The sequence below is a fragment of the Psychrobacter namhaensis genome, assembly GCF_016107545.1.
Lineage (GTDB): Bacteria > Pseudomonadota > Gammaproteobacteria > Pseudomonadales > Moraxellaceae > Psychrobacter > Psychrobacter namhaensis.
In genome coordinates this window covers 55,097-77,626 of the sequence record NZ_JABASS010000007.1, presented here as the reverse complement: position 1 = coordinate 77,626, position 22,530 = coordinate 55,097, and the positions used below count along the sequence as shown (strand labels likewise).

General features: G+C 45.8%; 13 protein-coding genes. 5 read left to right on the top strand and 8 right to left on the bottom strand.

Annotated features, from left to right (window positions below; translation table 11 throughout):
• Positions 1 to 135: 135 nt before the first annotated feature.
• Complete coding sequence (locus JFC06_RS07275; RefSeq protein ID WP_198334511.1) at positions 136 to 1,242, top strand: aminoglycoside phosphotransferase family protein; 1,107 nt, start codon at positions 136 to 138, stop codon at positions 1,240 to 1,242.
• A gap of 51 nt (positions 1,243 to 1,293) precedes the next feature.
• Positions 1,294 to 2,034: an N-acetylmuramate alpha-1-phosphate uridylyltransferase MurU gene (gene murU / locus JFC06_RS07270; protein WP_198334510.1), complete on the top strand. Its 741-nt coding sequence runs from the start codon at positions 1,294 to 1,296 to the stop codon at positions 2,032 to 2,034.
• A 105-nt stretch (positions 2,035 to 2,139) separates the two neighbouring features.
• Here murU and JFC06_RS12465 read toward each other — a convergent pair whose 3' ends face one another.
• From JFC06_RS12465 to JFC06_RS07240, 7 genes are all read right to left on the bottom strand, one after another.
• On the bottom strand, positions 2,140 to 2,256 hold the full coding sequence (locus tag JFC06_RS12465; RefSeq protein ID WP_404672111.1) for a DUF2474 domain-containing protein: 117 nt from the start codon (positions 2,254 to 2,256) through the stop codon (positions 2,140 to 2,142).
• 91 nt (positions 2,257 to 2,347) lie between these two features.
• The gene (gene cydB, locus JFC06_RS07265) at positions 2,348 to 3,364 is read right to left on the bottom strand and encodes a cytochrome d ubiquinol oxidase subunit II (RefSeq protein ID WP_198334509.1); all 1,017 of its coding nucleotides are present in this window, start codon (positions 3,362 to 3,364) and stop codon (positions 2,348 to 2,350) included.
• Positions 3,364 to 4,860: a cytochrome ubiquinol oxidase subunit I gene (locus JFC06_RS07260; protein ID WP_193005782.1), complete on the bottom strand. Its 1,497-nt coding sequence runs from the start codon at positions 4,858 to 4,860 to the stop codon at positions 3,364 to 3,366. Before JFC06_RS07260 ends, cydB begins: the two co-directional genes overlap by 1 nt.
• 509 nt (positions 4,861 to 5,369) lie before the next feature.
• Positions 5,370 to 7,844 (bottom strand): esterase/lipase family protein, encoded by a 2,475-nt coding sequence (locus tag JFC06_RS07255; RefSeq protein WP_227670121.1) that lies wholly within the window; start codon positions 7,842 to 7,844, stop codon positions 5,370 to 5,372.
• A 261-nt stretch (positions 7,845 to 8,105) separates the two neighbouring features.
• Entirely contained in the window at positions 8,106 to 9,233 is a 1,128-nt protein-coding gene (locus tag JFC06_RS07250) for a tetratricopeptide repeat protein (RefSeq protein ID WP_198334508.1), read from the bottom strand.
• 226 nt (positions 9,234 to 9,459) lie between these two features.
• Positions 9,460 to 10,098 carry a 2-polyprenyl-3-methyl-6-methoxy-1,4-benzoquinone monooxygenase gene (gene coq7 / locus JFC06_RS07245; RefSeq protein WP_198334545.1) on the bottom strand — a complete coding sequence of 213 codons (639 nt, stop codon included), beginning with the start codon at positions 10,096 to 10,098 and terminating at the stop codon, positions 9,460 to 9,462.
• Positions 10,099 to 10,262: 164 nt separating this feature from the next.
• Positions 10,263 to 11,594, bottom strand: coding sequence for an MFS transporter (locus JFC06_RS07240; RefSeq protein ID WP_198334507.1), 1,332 nt, complete (start codon positions 11,592 to 11,594; stop codon positions 10,263 to 10,265).
• A gap of 455 nt (positions 11,595 to 12,049) precedes the next feature.
• Here JFC06_RS07240 and JFC06_RS07235 point away from each other — a divergent pair, with 455 nt between their 5' ends.
• Both JFC06_RS07235 and JFC06_RS07230 read left to right on the top strand, forming a co-directional pair.
• Positions 12,050 to 15,460, top strand: coding sequence for an autotransporter assembly complex protein TamA (locus JFC06_RS07235; protein ID WP_198334506.1), 3,411 nt, complete (start codon positions 12,050 to 12,052; stop codon positions 15,458 to 15,460).
• A gap of 85 nt (positions 15,461 to 15,545) precedes the next feature.
• On the top strand, positions 15,546 to 20,540 hold the full coding sequence (locus JFC06_RS07230; protein WP_198334505.1) for a translocation/assembly module TamB domain-containing protein: 4,995 nt from the start codon (positions 15,546 to 15,548) through the stop codon (positions 20,538 to 20,540).
• A gap of 128 nt (positions 20,541 to 20,668) precedes the next feature.
• Here the strand turns inward: JFC06_RS07230 and hemP are convergent, their stop codons facing one another.
• A complete protein-coding gene (gene hemP / locus JFC06_RS07225; protein ID WP_227672156.1) occupies positions 20,669 to 20,827 on the bottom strand; it encodes a hemin uptake protein HemP in 159 nt (52 codons plus the stop codon).
• Between the two features lie 293 nt (positions 20,828 to 21,120).
• Between hemP and JFC06_RS07220 the strand changes: the two genes are divergently transcribed.
• Positions 21,121 to 22,212 carry an NUDIX domain-containing protein gene (locus JFC06_RS07220; RefSeq protein ID WP_198334504.1) on the top strand — a complete coding sequence of 364 codons (1,092 nt, stop codon included), beginning with the start codon at positions 21,121 to 21,123 and terminating at the stop codon, positions 22,210 to 22,212.
• Positions 22,213 to 22,530: the final 318 nt, after the last annotated feature.

Sequence of the window (22,530 nt, the reverse complement as noted above, 5' to 3'; positions counted from 1 at the left end):
AGGTATTGAATGATAACTCAATACGACTATGTATAGCAGCAACTGTGGCGCAGACATCACTATTTTAGCAAGTATTTGCTCGACTTATCACTACTTTACTCGTTTCTGACTTATATCTAACCTATGATGCCTTTTATGACTGATCACAAAACTTTAGAGCCGAACATGACTGAAACCAGTAGCAATAATCGCTTACAGCAGTTAGAAAACTGGTTGCAGCAAGTATTTACAGAGCAAGTATTTAATCTAGATAGCTTGCCTGGGGACGCGAGCGCCCGTCAATATCACCGTCTCCAGTTGTTAGGAGAGAATGATACGGGAGAATCGCGTTATATTGTCATGGATTCTGCTGACGAGCAAGACGCCTTGCGCCAGTTTATCAATGTCGCCAAATTGATGGCACCAGCAATCAATGTGCCGACGCTCATCGCACAAGATGTGACAAAGGGCTTTTTAGTATTACAGGATTTTGGCACGGTAGAATTTGCCCATTTGCTCGTTAATGCGACGCTTGCCCAAATTAATACGTACTATCAGTTGGCAATGCAGACATTGGTGGCGCTACAGAGCGTCCCAATTGAGATGGCAAAATCCCAGCACCAATTGCCAGATTATGATAGCGCGTTATTGGAACGTGAAATGGATTTATTTAGTGACTGGTTTATGCCTTACGTTGGTGCCGCACTTGATAAAACGTTGTGGTCCAATGTAAAGTCGGCCCTAATAAAAGAGATTTTGTTACAGCCACAAGTCATCGTGCACCGGGATTATCACAGTCGCAATCTCATGCAAGATCAAGCGGATAACGCGCGCTTAGGTGTGATTGACTTTCAAGATGCCGTCGTAGGGTCCTATACTTATGACTTGGTATCATTGGTGCGTGATGCTTACGTTGAATGGCCAGAGAGTCAAATATCTGAGTGGATCAACGATTTTTGGCAACTGCAGCAGCAGGCAGGATTAACCACAGCGAAAAGCGCTGAGCAGCTTGAGAACGATGTGAATGTGATGGGTGTACAGCGTCATTTAAAAGTGCTGGGGATTTTTATTCGCTTGTCCCAGCGTGATGGCAAAGACCGCTATTTGGCCGATATTCCCAAAGTGATGCGTGATTTGCTGACTGAATTAGACTGGCTTGCGGATAAGGGTAGTGATGAGATAAAACAAGCAGTGGTCCCTTTTAATCAATGGCTACAAGATAGCGTGCTACCTAATTATAAAGATAAATTCGCCGTAGTATAAATACGCATGAGTTAGGCTAAAAGCTTACGTCATATATTAAAAGGAGCATGCATGTCAACGTCTACACCTAAGATTACCCAAGCAATGATTTTGGCGGCGGGCAAGGGTACGCGTCTGCGTCCGTTAACACTTGAGACCCCAAAGCCTTTGGTCGAAGTCGGTGGGCAGCCGCTGATTGTTTGGCACATCAAAGCGTTACAGGCGGCTGGTATCACTGATATTGCCATTAATGCGTCATGGCTGGCTGATAAGTTAATAGACACATTGGGGGATGGTGCGAAGTACGGCGTCACACTGCATTGGTCGGTTGAAGAGGATGAACCGCTTGAGACAGCAGGCGGTATTTTCCAAGCATTACAAACGGGTAAACTACGAGACGAGCCATTTATTCTCGTTAACTCTGATGTGTGGACGACTTATGACTTCACCCAACTGCGAGACTATACGCTGAGTGCGGATCAGCGTGCGCATTTATTATTGATTGATAATCCTGCGCATAATGATGGGGGTGATTTTGCTATTAATAACGGTCTCGCCAGTGAGCAACCAGTTGGCGCAGCAGACAAATATACCTTTGCTGGTATCAGTGTGATGTCACCTCGACTGGTTGATGGGTTGGTGTCAGGTCAACCAGCAGCGTTGGCCCCACTTCTTAAGCAAGCGATGATAAAGTTTCAAATTACCGCTGAGGTTATCAATGATAATTGGATAGATGTCGGTACACCTGAGCGCCTAACACAAGTGAACACGTTTATAGAGAGTCATGGCGCCAACAATCATCTCGGATCGTAAGTGCAATAAAGACTTTAAAAGTAGCTTGTAAGAAACAGCCTCATATAAAAAAAGCAGCGTTGATTATTCAACGCTGCTTTTTTTATATGAGACGAGAGGTGGGCACTAAACACCCATGGCGAGTTTGATTAACTGCGCAATCGTAAAAACCACCAAAAATCCTGCCACATACAAGCCAATAAACCACAACCACTGTGATTGTTTTTTACTAAGCTTCTTCATGAAAACCTCCTGATTGGCTTACGTATTGTGACTACCTTAAATGAAGCATGGTAGCCACTTTTTGGCTGATCCGTTGTGCCGCTATGAGCGATTAATACATGGGTTTGTGATCAGATTTACCTTTGAACGTATAGTAGGCAAAAGCGGTATAACTCAAAATAATCGGTAGCATAATACCGGCGCCAATTAACATAAAGGACAGGGAAGTATCCGCAGCAGCTGCCTCATAAATCGTCATTTGATACGGTACAATATAAGGGAACATAGCAAAACAAACGCCGATATAACCCATCAAAAACAACGCAACAGTCAATAAGAAAGGGCGATACTCACGCTCTGTTTTTAAGTCTTTACGCATCAAGAAAAACAGCAGCACAACGATAATGGGCATAGGCGCAAGATACAACAGACTCGGGAAGCTAAACCAATCTTCGAGTGCATTGATGTCTGAGAAATACATAAATCCTGTGACGATGATCATTGCCACTACTAAAGCCAGTAACATCCAGCCTGAGACTTTGCGTGCCCAAACTTGTAAAGTGTGTTCGGTTTTTATGATGAGCCACGTAGAGCCAAGTAACGCGTAACCAATGATCAAGGCAAAGCCGCAGACAATGGGGAAAGGTGACAACCAATCAAATGGTCCGCCAGTGTAAAGACGGTTGCTCGCCTCGAGTCCTTGGACTAGTGCCCCAAGCATAATACCTTGGGAAAAAGCAGCAATGACTGAACCCACAAAAAAGAAAGTGTCCCATACATGTCGACGTGAAGAGGCTTTAAAACGGAACTCAAACGCCACGCCACGCATGATAAGACCGAACAGCATAGCGGTCACGGGTAAGTAGAGGCCCGTCATAATAATGCCATAAGCGACTGGGAAGGCTGCGAACAGACCGCCGCCGCCAAGTACCAACCAAGTCTCGTTACCATCCCAAAACGGGGCAATAGAGTTCATCATCCGGCTACGGTTTTTATCTGAACCTGCAAACGGAAATAAAATACCACAGCCCAAATCAAAGCCGTCAAGTAGTACATAAATAAAGACAGAGAGGGCGATAAGGCCGCCCCAAATCAAAGGTAAGTCTAATACATCACCGTAGTTAAACATTAGCGTAACCCTCCATCATCAACATCATTAGCAGGAGTGTCTATATCTTTTTTTGTACTTTCTCCCGGGCTACTATCACCACTGAGTGCGCGTCCCTGACTTTCTGTCACTGTATGATCGTAATAATGATCTTCATCCGGATCTTCGTAAGGCTTAGGTCCTTGTGCGATGAGGCGCAAAATATAAAAGCTGCCAGCCCCAAACACGAAAATATACAATACAATAAAGCCGATGAGCGTCGTGGCAACTTGCTGTGCGGCGAGCGGTGACATACTTTCAGCGGTACGAATCACACCATAGACGGTATAGGGCTGCCGTCCTGTCTCAGTCACAAACCAGCCCGCCAATAACGCGATAAACCCAAGCGGTGTCATCATCATCCACGCGCGGTGAAACCAGACACTGTCAGGATTAAACTGTTGTTTTTTGAAATACTTATAGAGACTGAATAAACCTACCAGTACCATCAACATACCGATACCAACCATAATACGGAACGCCCAAAAGACAATAATAACTGGGGGTTGATCCTCGGGTGCCCAATTTTTAAGACCTTTTACCTCGCCATCTAGTGAATGGGTTAAGATCAATCCGGACACGTAGGGAATGCTAACTTCGTATTTATTGGTTTGGTTTTCTTGGTCAGGGATCGCGAATAAGCGTAGCGCAGCACCGCGTTCATCCTCCCAAATGCCTTCCATCGCTGCCACTTTAGCTGGTTGATGCTCTAAGGTGTTTAGACCATGCTCATCGCCAATTAACACTTGAGCAGGCGCTACAAATATGGCCATGATCATCGCCATGCCTAGCATCACCCGGCCATGCTGCCGGTGCTCGGTATGTTTTTTAGACTGAATGTAATACGCACCGATGCCACCAATGACAAAAGCGGTGGTCAAGAACGCTGCTGTCATCATATGAGCATAGCGGTAAGGGAAGGAAGGGTTGAAGATAATCTCAAGCCAATTGGTGGGATAGAGCAGCCCGTCTGCGCCTATCATAAAGCCTTGCGGCGTTTGCATAAAACTGTTGGCTGATAAAATCCAAAAACCTGAAATCAGCGTGCCAATGGCGACAATGGCTGTTGAGGCAAAATGCATGCGTTTGCTGACCCGTCCCCAACCAAACAGCATGATACCTAAGAACGACGCTTCTAAGAAAAAGGCGGTTAATACTTCATAAGCCAGTAGTGGGCCTAGGACGTTACCTGCTTTATCAGAGAAGACGGCCCAGTTGGTACCGAACTGGTAAGACATGACCACGCCCGATACTACGCCCAAGCCGAACACCACGGCAAATATTTTTACCCACTGCTTATAAACTTCAGCGTAAATAGGCTTACCCGTTCTTAACCAACGGAATTCAAGCACCGTGAGCCAACTGGCAAGACCGATAGAAAAAGCGGGAAAGACAATATGAAATGAGATCACAAAAGCGAATTGGATACGCGCTAGCATCAGCGCATCAAGCTGGTCAATCATAAACGTAGCGAACATAAACGGTTACCCTTATCTGTTAGCTGAATAGCGCTGGCTTCCATAAAACGCTTAATGAACTGTCCGTAATGACCCACAAAGGCAAGAGACCATCGTTACGGACAATAGCTTAGTGTTAAATAGCCAGCGACATTGGAGATAAAGTGCGGCTACGCTAACGACTGTTTAGCTGGATTGAATAACTTATATCCTTATAAATTAATATATTATTGTCATTACTATAAGCGTATTATGCGCCTCCCTTGATACGCACGCAAGCCGCTCAACGGCTCAGTCACATATCTGGTCGTGACTTAAATAGGCTAAAAGCCCCTCAGAAGCTTGAATTAATAGTAGGGAAAACCGACCTTTTATTCAATGGGTATTGGAGTGCTTTAACGGGATTACAACGTAACGGCTAAGCGTCGCTGGTGAACCGTTTTAGTAACGGCTTTTACTTAGTGAGCCGATCAGCCCGCTTTTTCCCCTTTTTAGTGTGTAACCCAATTAGTATGTGACCCAAGCGCACCTTACTCCTGTAATTGCTGATGTAAAATTCGACGTAAGGTCAAAATCGTTTGTGGATTGGTTTGAATGCTGTGACCACCGTTAATAACCGTCTCAGAGGCGGCTCCGTCAAGATGGGCGCTAGTATAAGGGACGATACCATCTGATAACCGTTCCGTCAGCGCTTGGCTAATATTCTCATCAACCGTCACAGCAGCGATCAGGGGTTCAGCGGGAATTTTTTGTGTATCTAAGGTGTCGCTTGTATTGGTAGTCTCTTTTTTATCTTCTTCTGTGGCTTGCGATAAGTCAATTTTTGCACCACTAGGCTGTAGTTGAGCCAGTCCTTTAGTGATATCAGCATCATTATTGGCGATAATCGAATGATAGGTAATGCGCTCATTGATGGTGATGTCTTTCGTCAACTGTATAAAAGAAGACTTGTCGCTTAGTTGGCTGGCGCCATTTTGTAAGTATAGCGCCCCCAATGGGTTTTGCGCCAAATCGCCTTGTGTGGCAATCGTTGCTAAGTTATCAGTGACCGTCTTAACCAAGCCGACTGGCAAGTACACAATGCGGCGCAGTGCGCGTGTGAACCAGCGGTCTGCATAGTCAGTGCCACGAAAAGGGGCAGACAAAAAGACAGCTGTATCTACTTGCGGTAGCGCTTTTAATTCGAAACGCTCTTTTAGCTGTTCTTCGGCAAACGTTTCTTTGAGCGCGTTCCGAATCCTACGTTTTTCACTACTAGAAAATAGGGGTTGATCATCGAGCTTATCGAAGTCCTCGACCAAGTTGTCATCGGACAGCATCATACGAGCAATAATAGCGCCCATACTGTGACTGACAATCACACTGTTTTTGCTAGCGCGGTTTTGTCCGTTGGGGTCAGTTTGCTGGTAAGTGCTGTTAATCAAGCGTTGAATTTGATAACGGTTTTCTAAAATAGGTAAATTGGTTGGATAAAATATTTGCCAGACTTGATAGTTCTCCCGCAATTTATCATCATTAAGAATATCGTTGGTCAAATTGACCCAAGTTGCGGGACTAGAGGCCAAGCCATGCAGCATAATAATGACACGCTTATTGGGGTCATAGGGTTCAAGCATAAACAATTTGGGCAGCCTTTCCTCTGGCTGGCGCGTGATTAAATTCAAATAGCCCACGCCATCTAGCTGGTTCTCTGACAGCCATAAACCGTAACCTGCAGAAAAGTTAGCGGCTAGTGGGTAGTCATTATTTAGGATGCGCACACTTTCGCTTTGATAGGGGTTATACAGATGGATATCGAGTTGACGACTGCTCAGGACATCCAGCACACTAGCGCCGCTTGGTTGAATAAGACCAGTCAATAGCAAGTGCCCAGTAGGGTAGATGCGTGAGCTTGGCTTGTTCTCATCTGTGCTGGCGTTGTTTTTTTCACTGTTTAATCGACCTGACAATGACGATATCAATAACTGGCGGATGGTGGTGGTGTAGCGGTCGTCTAATGAGGCGACCAAACTGAGACCTAGCCCTGGGCGTTTACTGATAGAGTTAAGCCCAGAGAGACGCAGCTCGTAAGTCGATACCAAATCTGCCAACGCAGAGGTTTGCTTACGTGCATTTTGCAGGTAGTTGTTTTCGTTTGGCAAATAAATACCGAGGTCATAATCGTCGACTTGTACCTTCATGACTTTGACTTGGTCGGTCGGCTGGCCTTTTTGCGGTGAACGATTGGCAATAGCCGCTTGATCATTATCGTCAATGCTGGCGGCTGTGGTGGGTAGATACTCTACTTTTGTGCCACCCATTAATTTATTTGATCCGTTGGTTGATCTATAAAGCTGGGTAATAATGTCATTGCTGGCGGCATTATAAACATCTTGGGTTTGAATATCGTTATCGGTTGGGATGCGGTTTTGCGCGTGAGAGTCGCTATGGTGCTGGTCAGCCCCCTCAAAATCATGGTCCAAGCTGTCATAGAACAAATACGTATAGCTAGATTTGACAGCATCAAACAACCGTTCTTGATAATTGGTTAAGCAACGACTGGTGTTTTCTTGCTGCGTTTTAGCCGCGCTGTCACTCAGTGGCGCATTGGCGTAATAAGGGTCAATTGGGGGACGGGCAAGCGCATTGCGGCAGTTTTCCGAGTCAGCAAGCTGGCGGGCTTTTGCATAATGCAATTCTGCAAAAATCGCGAGTGCAGGTCGATAGTGTTTATTCAGCATACTGTCCGTGAGCTGGGTTAGGCATAAGTCAAATTGCTGCATACAGGCTTGCTCATTGAGGCCTGCTGATAGCAGTGCTGACGCTGTATCGCTGCTAAGCTTATTTTCTGTGACGATGTTGCCGCGCTGGGCACTAATGGTCTTCGCAGAAGCCTGTTTATTTACTGAGACGGTACTACACGCAGTCAGTAACGCTGTCGCTACTATCAACGCGACTAAAAGGATAGACGGGGTTTTTTGATCAGTGTGCATTACCACATGTTTGATAGAGCTAGCGAAGGTCATAGGTCAGTCCAGTAAACGGTAGTCATGATGGTATGAGTCATTAAATGAGCAAGGACAAGAATGAGTGTAGCGTAACTTTTAATAGTAGACTATGTTATTTAACTGAGTCGACGAAGCGTTGTTACCCAGCAGCTTTTAACCGTCTTGTCGCAGACGCAAAAAAGCGCCGCCTTTTTATATTGAAATGTGATCAACATAAAACGACGGCGCTCACCTTTACGTTTGAGCTATCTACCACTCACTATTATTAATAAGTAAGCATTAGACAGTGGGTTTGACGTTGATGTTAGGAGCGGGGATATCCCAAATATAGAATTTACCCTCTTCGATGAGTTTGATTTGCTGACGAATAGTGTCATTGTTCGGATTTTTTTCTTCAAGGCGACGCAGGCGCTCTAGTGCGTTATCGCGACGATCACTTAACAAATCTGACTGAGCCAAGCTTTGTTCGGCTTCTGTGTAGCCTAGAGATACCGCACGATCTAAGTACTTTTGGCCTTCTTTAAAGCCGCCGCCTTCTGACAACATCATGCCATATAAAAAGTTGGCTTCAGCACTATCGGGTTGAATTTTGATGGCGCGGTCAACATACTTTCCGCCACGTACCGTATAGTCTGAACCCAAATCTAGGTTACGTCCCATGCCATTCAGCTTGGCGGCACGAAGTAACACGTCATAAGAGGCGTTTGGCGACTGCGCATAAGGTTCAATCCACTCCGCCAACACTTTGATTTTTTCACGTGTGTAGTGCCGCTGAGAGCGGTTAGGGAAGTTTGGTGGATAGTGGCGGGCATTAGGGGACACATCTTTGATGAAGTCATCAAGAAGGCTCACATCCAGCTTATCGGTGCCAAGTCCTTTTTGCTGCGGGATCAGTACCGTTGGCACAAAGCTCACGTCTGACAGTTGCACTTGCGGCGTTGGGATATTTGTAAGCTGTCCGCTGCGCAAATCAATGCCAGCCGCCGTCATTGGACCGGGTTCATAGACACGAGTCGTCCCTGTCAATTCAGGGGTCGCGGCAGTGGGTGCGACTGCCTGTGGCTGCGCTGTACTCATAGAGGCACGGGTCGGCTGACCACTACTTTGTGGTGCAGTGCTTTGTTGAGGGTTGGCGCTTGCGGCATTAGCTTGTGAATTTGATTGTGACATTGCTGGCGTGTTTGTTTGTCCCGTACTAACAGCAGTGTTAGGTTTAGCCAGACGAATCACCCGCTTGCTTGAGTCTATGGCACTCGGGACAGCTGTCGCTGTAGTATCAACTTCAGCAGCATTGACAGGCGTTGATAGTAGCATGGCACACGCTGTCGTAAGTGCTGTCAGAGTTGCCAGCTTAGGCGTCTTAGTAGACAAGCTGCTAGAGCGTATCAATTGGGTAGTGGCTTTCATAAAAATCGTTACCTTATTTAATCGTTATTTAGTAATTGACGGGTAATGCGGTGATGTCTATGGTGCAAAATCGTACAAATTTTTAATACCCTAGCAAATTAAGCTTAATGCCATCAGTAGTAGGATTGTTAATAGGAAACCTTAAGCAAAGTTATGAGTCTCAACAGTATGAGTAACACAGCTACCATAATGGCGACGACAAAACTCACTACTGCAAAATCAGCCATTATAAATGGTAAGCGGTGGCCTTCATGCGGTTGGCCATCCAGCGCATGGTCTGACGGACAGGTGGTGACAATGCGGCACCGCCACTTGCAAGTGCCAGCTCACGATGATGCAACTCTTCAATGTCCATTTGCGCCAGTATTTCTTTTGAGCGTTGATCGTGTTCAGGTAGCTGTTTGATGTGATCTTGCAAATGCTCGCTGACCTGTGCTTCTGTCTCTGCGACGAACCCCAAACTAAACTCATTAGAGATAGCACCCGCTACCGCACCCAGGCCAAAAGACATGCCATACCATAAAGGCGTAAAGACACTGGCGTGGCTGCCAAGCTCATCTAAACGCGTCTCACACCACACCAAATGATCGACTTCTTCTTCGGCGGACTGTTGCATGGCTTGCTTAACGCCATTGTCCTTGGCAGCAAATGCCTGCCCATGATAGAGGCCTTGCGCACATACTTCGCCAGTGTGATTGATCCGCATCAAACCTGCGACATGACGTGCCTGCGTGATGGTAAGCTCAGGAATCTCGTCACTAGTCACGGGAAGGGGGCGAGTGCTGGGGTTTGAATGTGGCACGACAGCTCGTAATGCCTTATCGACCCCAAGCAACAATTGGTCGATTTTGGATAAAGGACGCAGGGCCATAATTCACTCCTGATGGGGTTGAGTACGCTTAATAAAATAAGGATAGAGACTACTGCAAAGCAACTATTGTCATTGTCTCATACACATTACTATAGCAAATAATCTAAATTATCAGCACCAATATTCGTGGCTCAATGGCGCACTTTTAGCTATTTAAACTATGGAACGATGTCGTCATGCGTTTGCATAACGGCATTTTTAACATGTTTATGGAGCTTGGTATATAAAAAAGCGCCAAAGGCGAGATTGAGCACGCCTGTGACTAAAAATAGCTGTGGTAGGGTTAACCCTAACGTATTTAGTACAACAATGGCAAAAATCGCTGAGGTGACCATAAATATCGCATTGAAAATGTTATTGGCACCAACGATACGGGCGCGATGGCTCCTAGGCGCATACGCCTGCATAGAGGCATACAAAGGCACAATGTACAAACCGCCACTAAATCCCAAAAAGAACAAGTCAGCAAAAACACGCCAGCTACTATTCATCGCAAACAGCTCACCGACACCGAGTAGTGTGGCGTTACTCACGTCAATATTGAGACCTGATAGGGAAAAATACAAATCAATCGCAAAGATGCTCAATCCTGCAATACCAAAAGGTAGTAGACGTAAGCTGACTTGGTTTTTGGTCAATGATTTACACAACAAAGAGCCAATTGATACGCCAACAGAAAATAAAGTCAGTAGAAAAATAACCACTGACTCATCACCATGTAAGATGACCTTGCTAAATTCAGGCGTTTGCGTCAAAAACGTCGCACCATAAAACCAAAACCAGCTATTGCCAAGGATGACAAAGAATAAAAAAGGCAGAGAGTACAAGTAGCGTATGGTAGTGAGACTGGTGGTGATGATATTCCAGTTGATTTTTAGGTGAGGCTGCACCGCTGGCATCATAGGAATATAACGCGCCGCTAAATAGCCCAAAACCGCGATTAGCAACACAGTCGCACTGATCCAATATAGTGATTGCGACAACTGGGTTAAAACACCCGCGATGATCATCCCGAGGAGGATGGCGAGGGAGGTGCCCATTTGAAACAAACCATTCGCTCCGACCAGCTCGTTTTCTTTCATGGCTTGCGGCAAGTAAGCATATTTTATTGGACCAAAAAAGGTCGAGTGCGTACCCATTAAAAACAGTGCTACAAATAGTAGTCCATACCATTCAAAGACGAAGCCAACCGCGGCGATCGCCATAATGACCAGTTCAAGCAACTTGATAAACTGCGTTAGCTTCGATTTTTCAAACTTATCAGCAATTTGACCTGCTAATGCCGAAAACAAAAAATAGGGCAATATGAACAACATCGCAGCTAAGTTGTTTAAAATGCTGACTTCCATACCCAGCTGACTGGCAGCAGTGTAAGTCAACACCAAAATGAGTGCTTGCTTAAAAACGTTGTCATTAAACGCACCCAAAAACTGGGTAAAAAACATGGCACTAAAACGGCGGTGCTTAAATAACTGAAACTGGTTGGCCATGAAAATTCCTACAGATGAGTGGCGGCTGGTAGCGTAAAGAAGAGCGCCTAGTACGGCTGTTAAGGTAAAGTGAATTATCAACAGTATCAAAAACTTATCGAAATATAACGTAGGTTTTATCACTGTTAAGCCGTATAATAGCAAGGCTTAGGTAAAAATACATGCGGCCGATGCTATGATTTCATAATTAACTAAGTTATGATTTGTAAATTTTAAGTGGTTGCGTCATAAGGTCTGTGCGGTGGCGAAGGGTGCTATCACTCAAGTCTGGCAGTCTGTGCACCTCTAAATAGAGCGCGAAAATCTGTGCTATAGATGCCCTTATCCAAGCAACGTTACGCCCCATAAAGTCACAACCCATAATTTCAGTCAACTGCTATAAGTTTATTCACCGGTAAGACTTGGCGATAGCTATCGCCCATGTATTGTGCCGCGTGAGGTGATAGGACATCAACATGAAAAACCAGCCTTCAACTCTAGCGAGCAACGTATCGGTTAAGCAGCGCAATACTATTAGTGTACAGAGTGAAAGCCACACTCGTACGACCGCCCCGCGCACTCATTTTACCCGCTCAGCGCTTTTTACGGCTTTAGCCACAAGCTTAGTAGGTTTTGGCATTGCCCCCGCGGCGTTGGCTGATACCACAAACAGTGGCAATACTCCTGATCAATCTATGACAAATCAGGTAGCGCCTAATCAAATAGTAGCTAACCCACCAATCTCGCTTATGGATGATGATACCCAGCTTGATAGGGCGTTGGACGCACTCCACCTAAAAAAAGCAGTAGAGCAAGGCATTATTGAGCAATCAGTATTGGATGACTATAGTGAACAAAGCTTAGGGATTAAAAAATCAGACACGCCATCTCAGACCATAGCGCTATCTCAAGCAAATGCCAAAGATGAGTTTGATACCAGCGAAGATATAAATAGTGGTCAGCTGAATTTTTCTAGTCGTATCAATGAGGATTTGTCACAACAAGCGGCAGCGGTTCAGCAGCAGGGCTATCAGATGATGACGCCCGAGCAGATTGATCGTGAGCTGGCTGCCATGGATCTACAGAATGCTCAAGATATCAATAACATCGGTAACGTCCATAACGTTAGCGATTTTGATACGCCGATCGCGACGCTGAATGATGCGACGCCGCCAATTGGCTTGGATGTGGAGCTAGACGCTACCAATCTGCCCGCTCCTAGCAATCTTGATACCTTAGGTAGGAATGAGACAGACGCCGAAACTGCTGAGATTATGTCGCGTCCGATTAACGTGAGCGACGCTGTCAGTAGTGGCCGTGTGGATGACGCAGGTGACAACAGTGGTGAGATGGTAGCGAATGCCCGTACTGAGGATGATACGCCGTCAGACGTTATCAATCCTGATGACTACTTGCCCGATTATCAAACCGAAACTCAGGCCGTCAATCAAAGCCTCGAACAAGCGAGTAAGCCGAAACCATTGGCTCGTAATAGTAGTAATATCGTCAAACGCCTCTATAACCGCTTGTTTAATGGTGGTGCGATGGCGCTGCCGCACGTAGAAACCACGGTTTATTTACAGCAAGAAGCGTCTGCAGGGACGGCCAGTGGTCAGCCAAATATAATCAAGGCAGATAATGACGTTCAGCCCATGAAGAACATTAAAGCCGCCCTTGATGATACGACGGTTCAATCGGTCGTTGACTTTACGGCTGCTTTGCCGCGGTTACGTGAAACCGCATTAGATGCTGCCAAAGCCGTTGGTTATTATGATGTGACGTTACGTCTACGCCAGCCTAATCGGGACACGATTGACGTCATTATTGAAGAGCTGGGCGAGCCTGTCCGTGTGGATAGCCGTATTGTTGACATTCGCGGTGAAGGCAGTGAGCAAGAAGAATTTATCACGTTGGAAGAAACGTTACCGCCACAAGAAGGCGATATTTTTAATCACCGTGTCTACAAAAACAGTAAAGCCGCGCTTGAGTCACTGAGTAACACGTACGGTTATTTCGATGAATATTGGCTCAACAAATCCGTTGATATTATCTTGCCAGACAACACAGCGGATGTCTCTTTGGTCTATAACACCGGCGATCGCTATGAATTTGATGAGGTTGTCTTCTTTACTTATGACGAAGAAACAAACACACTGACTCAAGACCCTGATAAGCTGCCCGTTGAACTATCGCTACTACAGCAGTTATTTGACTTTGAGCCAGGCGATCCTTTTTATCGCCCCGCTGTTACCAAGTTTAGCAATGATTTGTCCGCGACGCGTTACTTTAATACGGTCAACGTTGAGTCGATATTACCGCCAGATGAGCGCAGTGAAGCCAGTACATTGGATTTTGATAACGCCCCTGCCATGAGCAACAACGAGCTAGATGATGATATCAATAACGCTGGCGTGACAGACACGACTGGCAGTAACGAGGACGAAAGCTTAGCAGCAATCGATGATCGTCTGAGCAGCAGACAAGACGGTGCGAGTGGCAATACCAATAATGACGAGGTTAACGCAGAAGGTGAAAGCAGTCTGGATACCAATAACACAGAAACAGTCAATGCCGCCGATATTGCCGCTATCGAGTTTGAAGCTGATGAAGAAACGCTTGATAAACTGCAAGCCATTAGACAAAAGGCAGAACGCTTAAGCAACTTGCCAAATGATCGGGTATTGGATGAAAAAGACCAAGAGGCGGATAACCTTTTAGGCAAAATTAGCGACTCAATCAGTAACATCGCTCAAAAAATATTCCCCGACGAAGAAAGTATCCTTGCTGATGAAAACTTTGTACCACCAACGCTGGCAGGACGTAAAACGCCGCAAGAAGTAGCAGAAAGTAAAAAAGTACCGCTGTATGTCTTTGTATCGTCCAGTAAGCCACGTGATGCCCAAGTTGGTCTTGGTTATGGTACAGATACGGGTGTACGAGCCACTGCGAAGATAGATTATAATCTGCTCAATCGTCAAGGTTATCAAGCAGGGGCAGAAACCGAAGTCTCAAGAATTACTAAAAACGTCACCGTCTACGCCAGTCGTCCTTGGAAGCATCCGCTTAATGATACATTAGAAGGGCGTCTGACCTATGAAGAAGAAGTGATCGATCAAGGCGAAGGCAACTTTGATTTGTCTACCAGTACCTTAAAAGCAGCCTTGGCACGTAATATACGCCGTGAAAGTGGTTGGAATCGCAGCTACTCTGTACGTTATCGTTTGGATGAGCTGGAAACGGGTGTCGATGAGACGGAGTTAGATGATTTGCCTATACGCTTTACCTCCTCCAAGCCCAAGCAGCAAGCGCTGCTGTTTGGTTACGGTATAAATAAAACCGATGTAGATAGTGCGACTAACCCCACTCGCGGCATACGTCAGTACTATGCTGTTGAAGCCGGTGCCGATAAGGCTCTTAGCGATACCGACTTGGCAATCGTTCGCGCGGGTGTGAGTGGTATTTATAGCTTTGGTGATGACAAAAAACATCAAGTATTGGGCAGTGTGAATGCAGGTTACATTTGGGCCGATGATTTTTATGACGTGCCTTACAAGTTGCGTTTCTTTGCAGGCGGGGACCAAAGTATCCGCGGTTATGACTATGAAAGCTTATCACCACTAGATAAAGGGTATCTCACTGGTGGGCAGATCCTCGCCGTTGGTAGTGCCGAGTACAACTACGAATTTAGACCGGGCTTTCGCGGGGCATTCTTCACTGATGTGGGCAATGCTTACGACAAAGATTTCGAAACTGAAACAAAAGTTGGCGTTGGCGTTGGTATTCGCTGGGCATCGCCTGTCGGTGTCGTGCGAGTCGATGTGGCCGCTGGTGTGACAGAAGACAGTATTCCCGTTAGACTACATTTCTTTATAGGTTCGCCTTTGTAGTTCTTTAATTCAGTCGTGTAGTTTGTTTTGTTTATTATCTATCGTGCCGATTGCTGGTCATCATTCTTTAACGTAGTTGAGTGTCATGCTGACAAAAAATACCCCGCCTAATAACGCACCAGATGAAGATCCAGCACAGCGCGACGCTCGTGCAGTCAGACGTTGGTATCCTTTGTCGTTTTTACTCAAGCTGCTGGTACTGGTCACAATCGTACTGGCGATTATGTTTGCCGTGTTCTTCTATGCGATGGGTACAGAGTCCGGTACCAAATTTATATTAGAGAAAATCAGTGCTGAGACGGGTATTGAGTTTAAATATGGCCGCGGTAACTTACGTGATGGTATTTGGGTTACCGACATTGATATTAAGGCGACCGAAGATCTTGAAATATTGGTTGATAAGGCCTATGTCAAAGTAGGCTGGCGCGCCATCTTTGCCAAAGAAGTACATTTGCGTGATGCTGACATACAAACCATTGAAATCCTCAATACCAAGCCACCAACGGGTGAGCCGTACGATTATAGAACCTTGCAATTGCCAGTCAACCTGCGTTTTGACCAGGCTAAGATTAAAAAAATTATTTATAAGCAAGTGACTAAAGAGGCGATTGTTGTCCATGATATTGCTGCTCGTGATTTGACGTGGGTCGGTAGTACAGTAACGGTGGGTCGTGGCGATTTACAGTATGCTGATATCGTCAAAATCAATGCTTTACAAGGCGAGATTGATTTACAAGGTGATTATCCGCTGGACTTGAGCGCAATTGCCAAGGTCAGTGCGCTAGAAAAAGCCTACATTGACCCGCTAAATATCACCGCAACAGGAACCTTAAAACGCACAGTCGGTAAAGTGCGTAGTCGCTACAATGACAGCGATGTCAGCGGTGAGTTCGTCGTGCAAGGGTTGAGTGATGACTCGCCGTTTCAGGCCAAATTGCAATGGGATGATATTTTGATTCCTTATGCCGACAGTCAAAATATCCATCTAAAAAACGGTACTGCGACGGCAGCAGGGGTGATCTCTGAGATACGTCTGCGTATCAACACCGAACTGACCGCCAAGGATATTCCATCCGGTCATTATCAAGGTCGCGGCGTCATTGCAAACAGTCAGTTACGCGTCGATCGTTTAGAGGCAGAGGTTCCCGCTGGAAACTTGATACTGCAGGGGATTTTAGACTGGAAAAATAGCTTTGATGCAAAGGTACGAGCGACTGGTAGCAATTTTGATATTCGCCGCGCTATTCCTGATCAGTACACGGATTTTAAAGCGTACGCCCCGCAAAAACTCAATGGCAGACTGTCTGTCCATTATCAGCAGCAAAACAGCGCTGGTAATATAGAGATGGATGCAGCCTTACGTCAACGTGATGGCGAACAGGTTAATGCCAATATTGTCCGTGGTAAAACATCAGCGAAATCTACGCAGGTGGCACCTTGGTACATTGATGCGAGATGGCAAAACCTCGTCCGCCAAAATGTGCCGAATGTTGGCGATATTGACAGTCCGCGCGGACAAGCGGAGGTTATCGTTCGTGGTTCACGGCTATCTGTCGATGCCAATGCGGTTATCAATGAGCTTAACGCGGCACCCAAAGGTAATTACGATGTACGCGTGCGTAAAAACGGTGACACCATCGATATTAATCGCCTAGATTACGAAGGAATCGTCGGGGACTTAACGGGAACTGGGCAGATTCAACTGGCGAATAAACAGCGGCCGCTGACTTGGCAAATTGACGCTCGTACCGATGGCTTACTTCCCAAACAATATCGCAGTGACTTACCGCTTGAGCGTTTAACGGGAAGCGTCAGCGCTCGTGGTCGTTTGTTAAACATTACCAAGAATGGGGTGAGCGGTCAGCGCCATATTGTTACTTTGAGTGAAACGGATTTGCAGGCGCAACTTGATGACACGCAAGATAGCCGCACGATCGGTATTACTGGTAGCGGTGATGCCAGCGTCAACATGATTGGTGGTGAGCTGTCTGTGTTTGACGCGCGTTTCGATGGTCAGATTGATACAGCGGAGGTGCCAAAAGGACAGCTTTCGATCGATGCCGCTGGTACGCCAAAGCTTATCAGTATTCGTAAATTCAATTATAACGGTGAGGCTGGCGCAGTGAGTGCGAAGGGTGTCATCGATTTGCGTAAAAACATCGGTTGGCGTGTCGATGGTCGCTTTGAGACGTTTAATTTGGGTTATTTTTTACCCAATAACTCAGCGATTATCACAGGTGACCTACAGACCAGCGGTGAGTGGCAAACGCCGCCCAAAGACAGTACCAATACGGCAGGCAAACTGCAACGTTTCTCGGTCAACTTCGATGGGGTGTTAGATGCGGAACAACTACCAGCAGGTGAGTTAATTATTGATGCCAGTGGTGACGCTCAGCTGTTTCGTATCAACCGTTTTAGTCATATAGGCGCGGCGGGCAGTATTAATGCCAAAGGAACAGTTGATGTGAGCCAAGGCATTGCTTGGGATATCAATGCCGTGATGGATCGTTTTAACGTAGGATATTTCCTAAAAGATACGCCAAGCCTTATCACTGGTACCATTAGTACGGATGGACGCTGGACTGACTCGCAGCAAGTTATTAATATTGAGCAGATTAACCTAAGTGGTATGTTAAAAGGTCAACCGCTTAGCGCGAAAGGCAGTTTGGCGGCGAAACTGCGTTTGCCAAAAGATCTGGCAAGCTACTTTAAACGTCTCCAAACGCAAGATGCGCAGGCGCAGTATAAGCAAGTGAATGCCTTAATCGACAGTTTGAACGCTGACAATCTCGTGCTACGTTGGGGTGATAATTACATAACAGCCAATGGCAATGCCAGACAATTACAAACCAAAATCAATATCACCAGTCTGGATCAACTCTCAGACAAACTGGCGGGTAAAGTAACGGGCGGCGCGACCTTAAAGCAACCAGCAGGACAGGCATTACCAACCATTTATATCGATTTGGTCGGTGAGCGTATTGCGTTGCCAGGTTTTATTTTGCGACAGGGCCGTGTGCGCGGCAAACTGGTCAATTTGGCAAACAGTCCAAGTCAGCTCATCGTCACCGCTGAAGGCCTAGACGCAGCAGGACAAAGTTTTGAAAGTGTGAAAGCCGTCTTTAATGGTACTGAGCAGGCACATGTGGTCGATCTTAATGTTGCCAATGAGCAGCTCGATATTAGCGCAAGGCTGAAAGGCGGTTTCAACCGAGACCAGCTTATTTGGTCGGGTGTGATTGGTAAGGGCCGTATTGAGTCCCAGTACGCGACCTTAAAGCAGCTGCAGCCTGCGCAGTTGATTGTAAATCTACCTAATAACCAAAATGGCAATAATAGTGACTTAAAGGTACAGCTGGCGGCACATTGTTGGCAGGCAACTGACCAGTCTGGCAAACTATGCTTACGCGAAAACTTAATCGCGTCACCAGATAAAGGCGATATCAATATTGCTGTGCAAAATCTAGATACGTCATTGTTCTCAGTTTTTTTACCCAAAGACATCGATTGGCACGGCAAAATTAATGGTAAAGCTATTGTGGGCTGGCAAGCGGGACGTCCACCAACCATCAATATGACGTTATACTCGGATAATGGCAAAATTGGTTTGATCCAAGATGGGGATAGCGCGCCTGTGACCTTGCCGTATAAGCGTGTGTCACTCATTGCTATGTCAGTTCCTGAGGGTATCAAGCTGCGTACAGACATCAATACGGGTCGCGGTGCTCGTGGTTATGCTGAAGTGGTCGTTGATCCTTATAAGACCCCGAAGCCAATTTCAGGTGCGTTGGTGCTAAATGAGCTTAATCTAGCGATATTTAAGCCTTTCTTCCCAGGTATGCGAGTGCTAGAAGGTAATGTCACCATGGCAGGTGGTCTGGGCGGGACATTAGACAAGCCGCAGTTCTATGGGAATGTGAAGCTCGTTGATGGTCGTATCGCGATGCTTGATCTACCAGTGAATTTAACCAATGTGAATACGGAAGCTAAAATTCGCGGTACACAGGCGACCATTGATGGAAGCTTTGACAGTGGCACAGGTACAGGCACACTAAAAGGCACCGTGAACTGGCAACAAAAGTTACAGGCCAAGCTTAGCGTGGTTGGTGAGCGCTTGGTGATCACGCAGCCGCCATTATTAGTCGCGGAGATTAATCCTGATATCGATATCATCATACGTCCAACTGACCGTTACGTCAGTATCAAAGGCGCAGTGAGTGTGCCTTCAGCAACCATTCGTCCACCAGAAGCCAGTGAAGATATTATCACGCAAACTGAAGATGCAGTCGTGCTTGATCGTCGTCTGATTGGTAATATTGATGAGGTATTGGCGGTCTCAAAACCTTGGTCCATCAATGCAGACATTGGTGTCGACTTGGGTGACAACATAAACTTCCGTGGTTTTGGGGCAGTGATTCCGTTAGCAGGAGCGATTAATGTTACTCAAAATGGAACGGGTGTCATGCGGGCGAAAGGGGTGGTACAGGTATCACGTCGCACCAATATCAACGCCTTTGGTCAGAATCTAGAGCTTAACTACGGGCAAGTACGCTTCAACGGCGATGTCATGAAGCCTAACTTGAGTATTGAAGCGGTTAAAACGATCGATGGCAAAACCGTAGGCGTGCGTGTCAAAGGCAGTACCGAAAATCCGAATATCACGGTCTTTAATAATGCAGGCCTGACTCAACAGCAAGCCATGAATGCGCTAGTTACAGGGCGAATCAATAACAGAAGCGCCACACAAATTAGTGAGCAGGGCTTTAAGTCGCAGGTCACCAACAACTTAGCGGCAGCTGGACTGAGCTTTGGTCTGAGTGGCACGCGCAATCTAACCAATCAAATCGGACAAGCTTTTGGCTTTCAGAGTTTGACGGTGGATGCCTCAGGGGGTAGCGAAGATACCAATGTCAATGTCACAGGTTACGTGAGTCCTGACTTATATATCCGCTATGGCGTGGGCGTTTTTAACGCGCAAAACAGCCTCTCTATTCGCTATCAGCTGACACGCCGTATCTATATTGAAGCCACGTCAGCGGCAGAAAATGCAGTAGATGTGGTCTATAGTTGGCAGTTCTAAAGGATATACCTCGATACTGACGACACCTAGGATTGAGAGACGAAACGCACCGCTCATAACTGGTTTGCAATAAAAAACGCCTTTGAATGAAGGCGTTTTTTTATAAGAGTGCTGACGTTATTCTCTGTTTATTTAGTCAAAATCAAGCGATTGTTACGGGTTAAACGTAGACGGTACTCTTCACCTTCATGTTCGATACGCACTTCTTTGGTGAGGGCAAACAGATGCTGCGACTGTAAGGTAGGTAAGCGGTTTTCACGGCAATTCAAATAACGAGAGATGACCATGCTCATGGTAAATTCCTTTTGATAAAAAGTGGCTGAGTGAAGGAGCAATAGAATGACTGCCTTTTAACGATAATAATTATCATTTACATTCAAAGATTTTGCAAGCTAATTAATAAAATAAATTGCAGTCATTGTGTAAACTTATCTAAAGCAACCCTGATATCGCCCTTATAAGTCATATTTTTTATCACAATAATGGATAAAAAATACGTTAACGTGGATTTAGTAGGCCTTTTCACCTTATAAAGTGAGAAGTCAGAAACGTCATAAAAATAGCAATAAAGGATCTTCCTATGCCAAGCCCATCAAACCATTCAACCACCTGTGAGAAGGCGACTGTCGTCAACGTTGCGGTGGCAGTTATTCACTATAAAGAACAGTATTTGCTTGGATTTAGAAATGCTGCGCAACATCAGGGTAATCGTTATGAGTTCGTAGGCGGTAAAATAGAGGCGAGTGAAGACGCAAAGCAGGCAGTCATCCGAGAAGTCGCTGAAGAGACAGGGTTTGCCATTCATGAGAACACGATCGTTAAACTTGGCCGCCTACATCATGACTATGGCGATAAGCAAGTGAGCTTACAGGTTTATAAGATTGAGCTAACAGCGCCGCAGTATGAGCAGCACAAGCACTGCCAATACGGGCTAGAAAAGCAGGCGTTGACGTGGGTAACTAAAGCGGATTTATTGGCCGAGAAATATGACTTGCCAGCTGCCAACAAGACGATGCTTGAATGGCTAAAATTGCCAGAAAATATAACGATTACTTATCCACTGTCACATTTTGATGACCATTCTGACCCAGCGGTAGCGTGGCTGCAATGTCATCAAGAAAAACTAACAGTCGCAGCATGGGTGTATGTGCGAACAAAAGAAGCGGGCACAGAGAAGCTCATTGCGCAGTTGACGCGGGCGCGTCCAGATATCCATGTGATTGTCCCTCATCACGCCGATAGCCAGTTTTTAGGCACTGATACTCACGTTGTTGCTCATCATTTAACCCATACGGCATTGATGCAGTGGTTTAATGATGCTCAGGATGCGGCGATGCCTGACCAAGGAATCTCAAGCTCTCATCCATTAATCGTCAGTTGCCATGATGCCGACAGCATTACAGCAGCTAATAAACTTGCTAGAGCTCGATTGCAGCAACAACTACCTCCAGTAGTTGGGTCTTTCTTATCACCTGTGTTAGCTACCCAAACCCATCCAGATGCTGTCTCACTTGGTTGGGAGACATGGTCCGCATTAGCACAATTGTCTGATATACCGATTATCGGTTTGGGCGGATTATCACCGACACTAATTGATCAAGCAATATCATACGGTGGGGTTAGTGTGGCTGGTATTCGTCAGTTTCTTTCATCACAAAAACCTAAAGTGTAACGGCTGGTAGACATAATCACGCTAGTCGCGACAGTGCGATGGAGTATTGAAACCCAGCAAAGCAAATAACTGATTTTGAACATATTTATCCGGTGAGTAACTGTGTGTTTGTTGGACACCATAAGCACATAATTACTTACAAACCGTTGCGTTTCCCTACATTGCAACACTGTTTTAATAGTCAATCTCCCCTTAATATATACTACCTAATTTAAAGAGAATTGACTCTAATTGTGATAAGCAATTTGCTTATCAAATGCCAATCTTATTCTTTCTAATCTAATAATATTTAAGTTTTGCCGCACAAGCTCACACAGT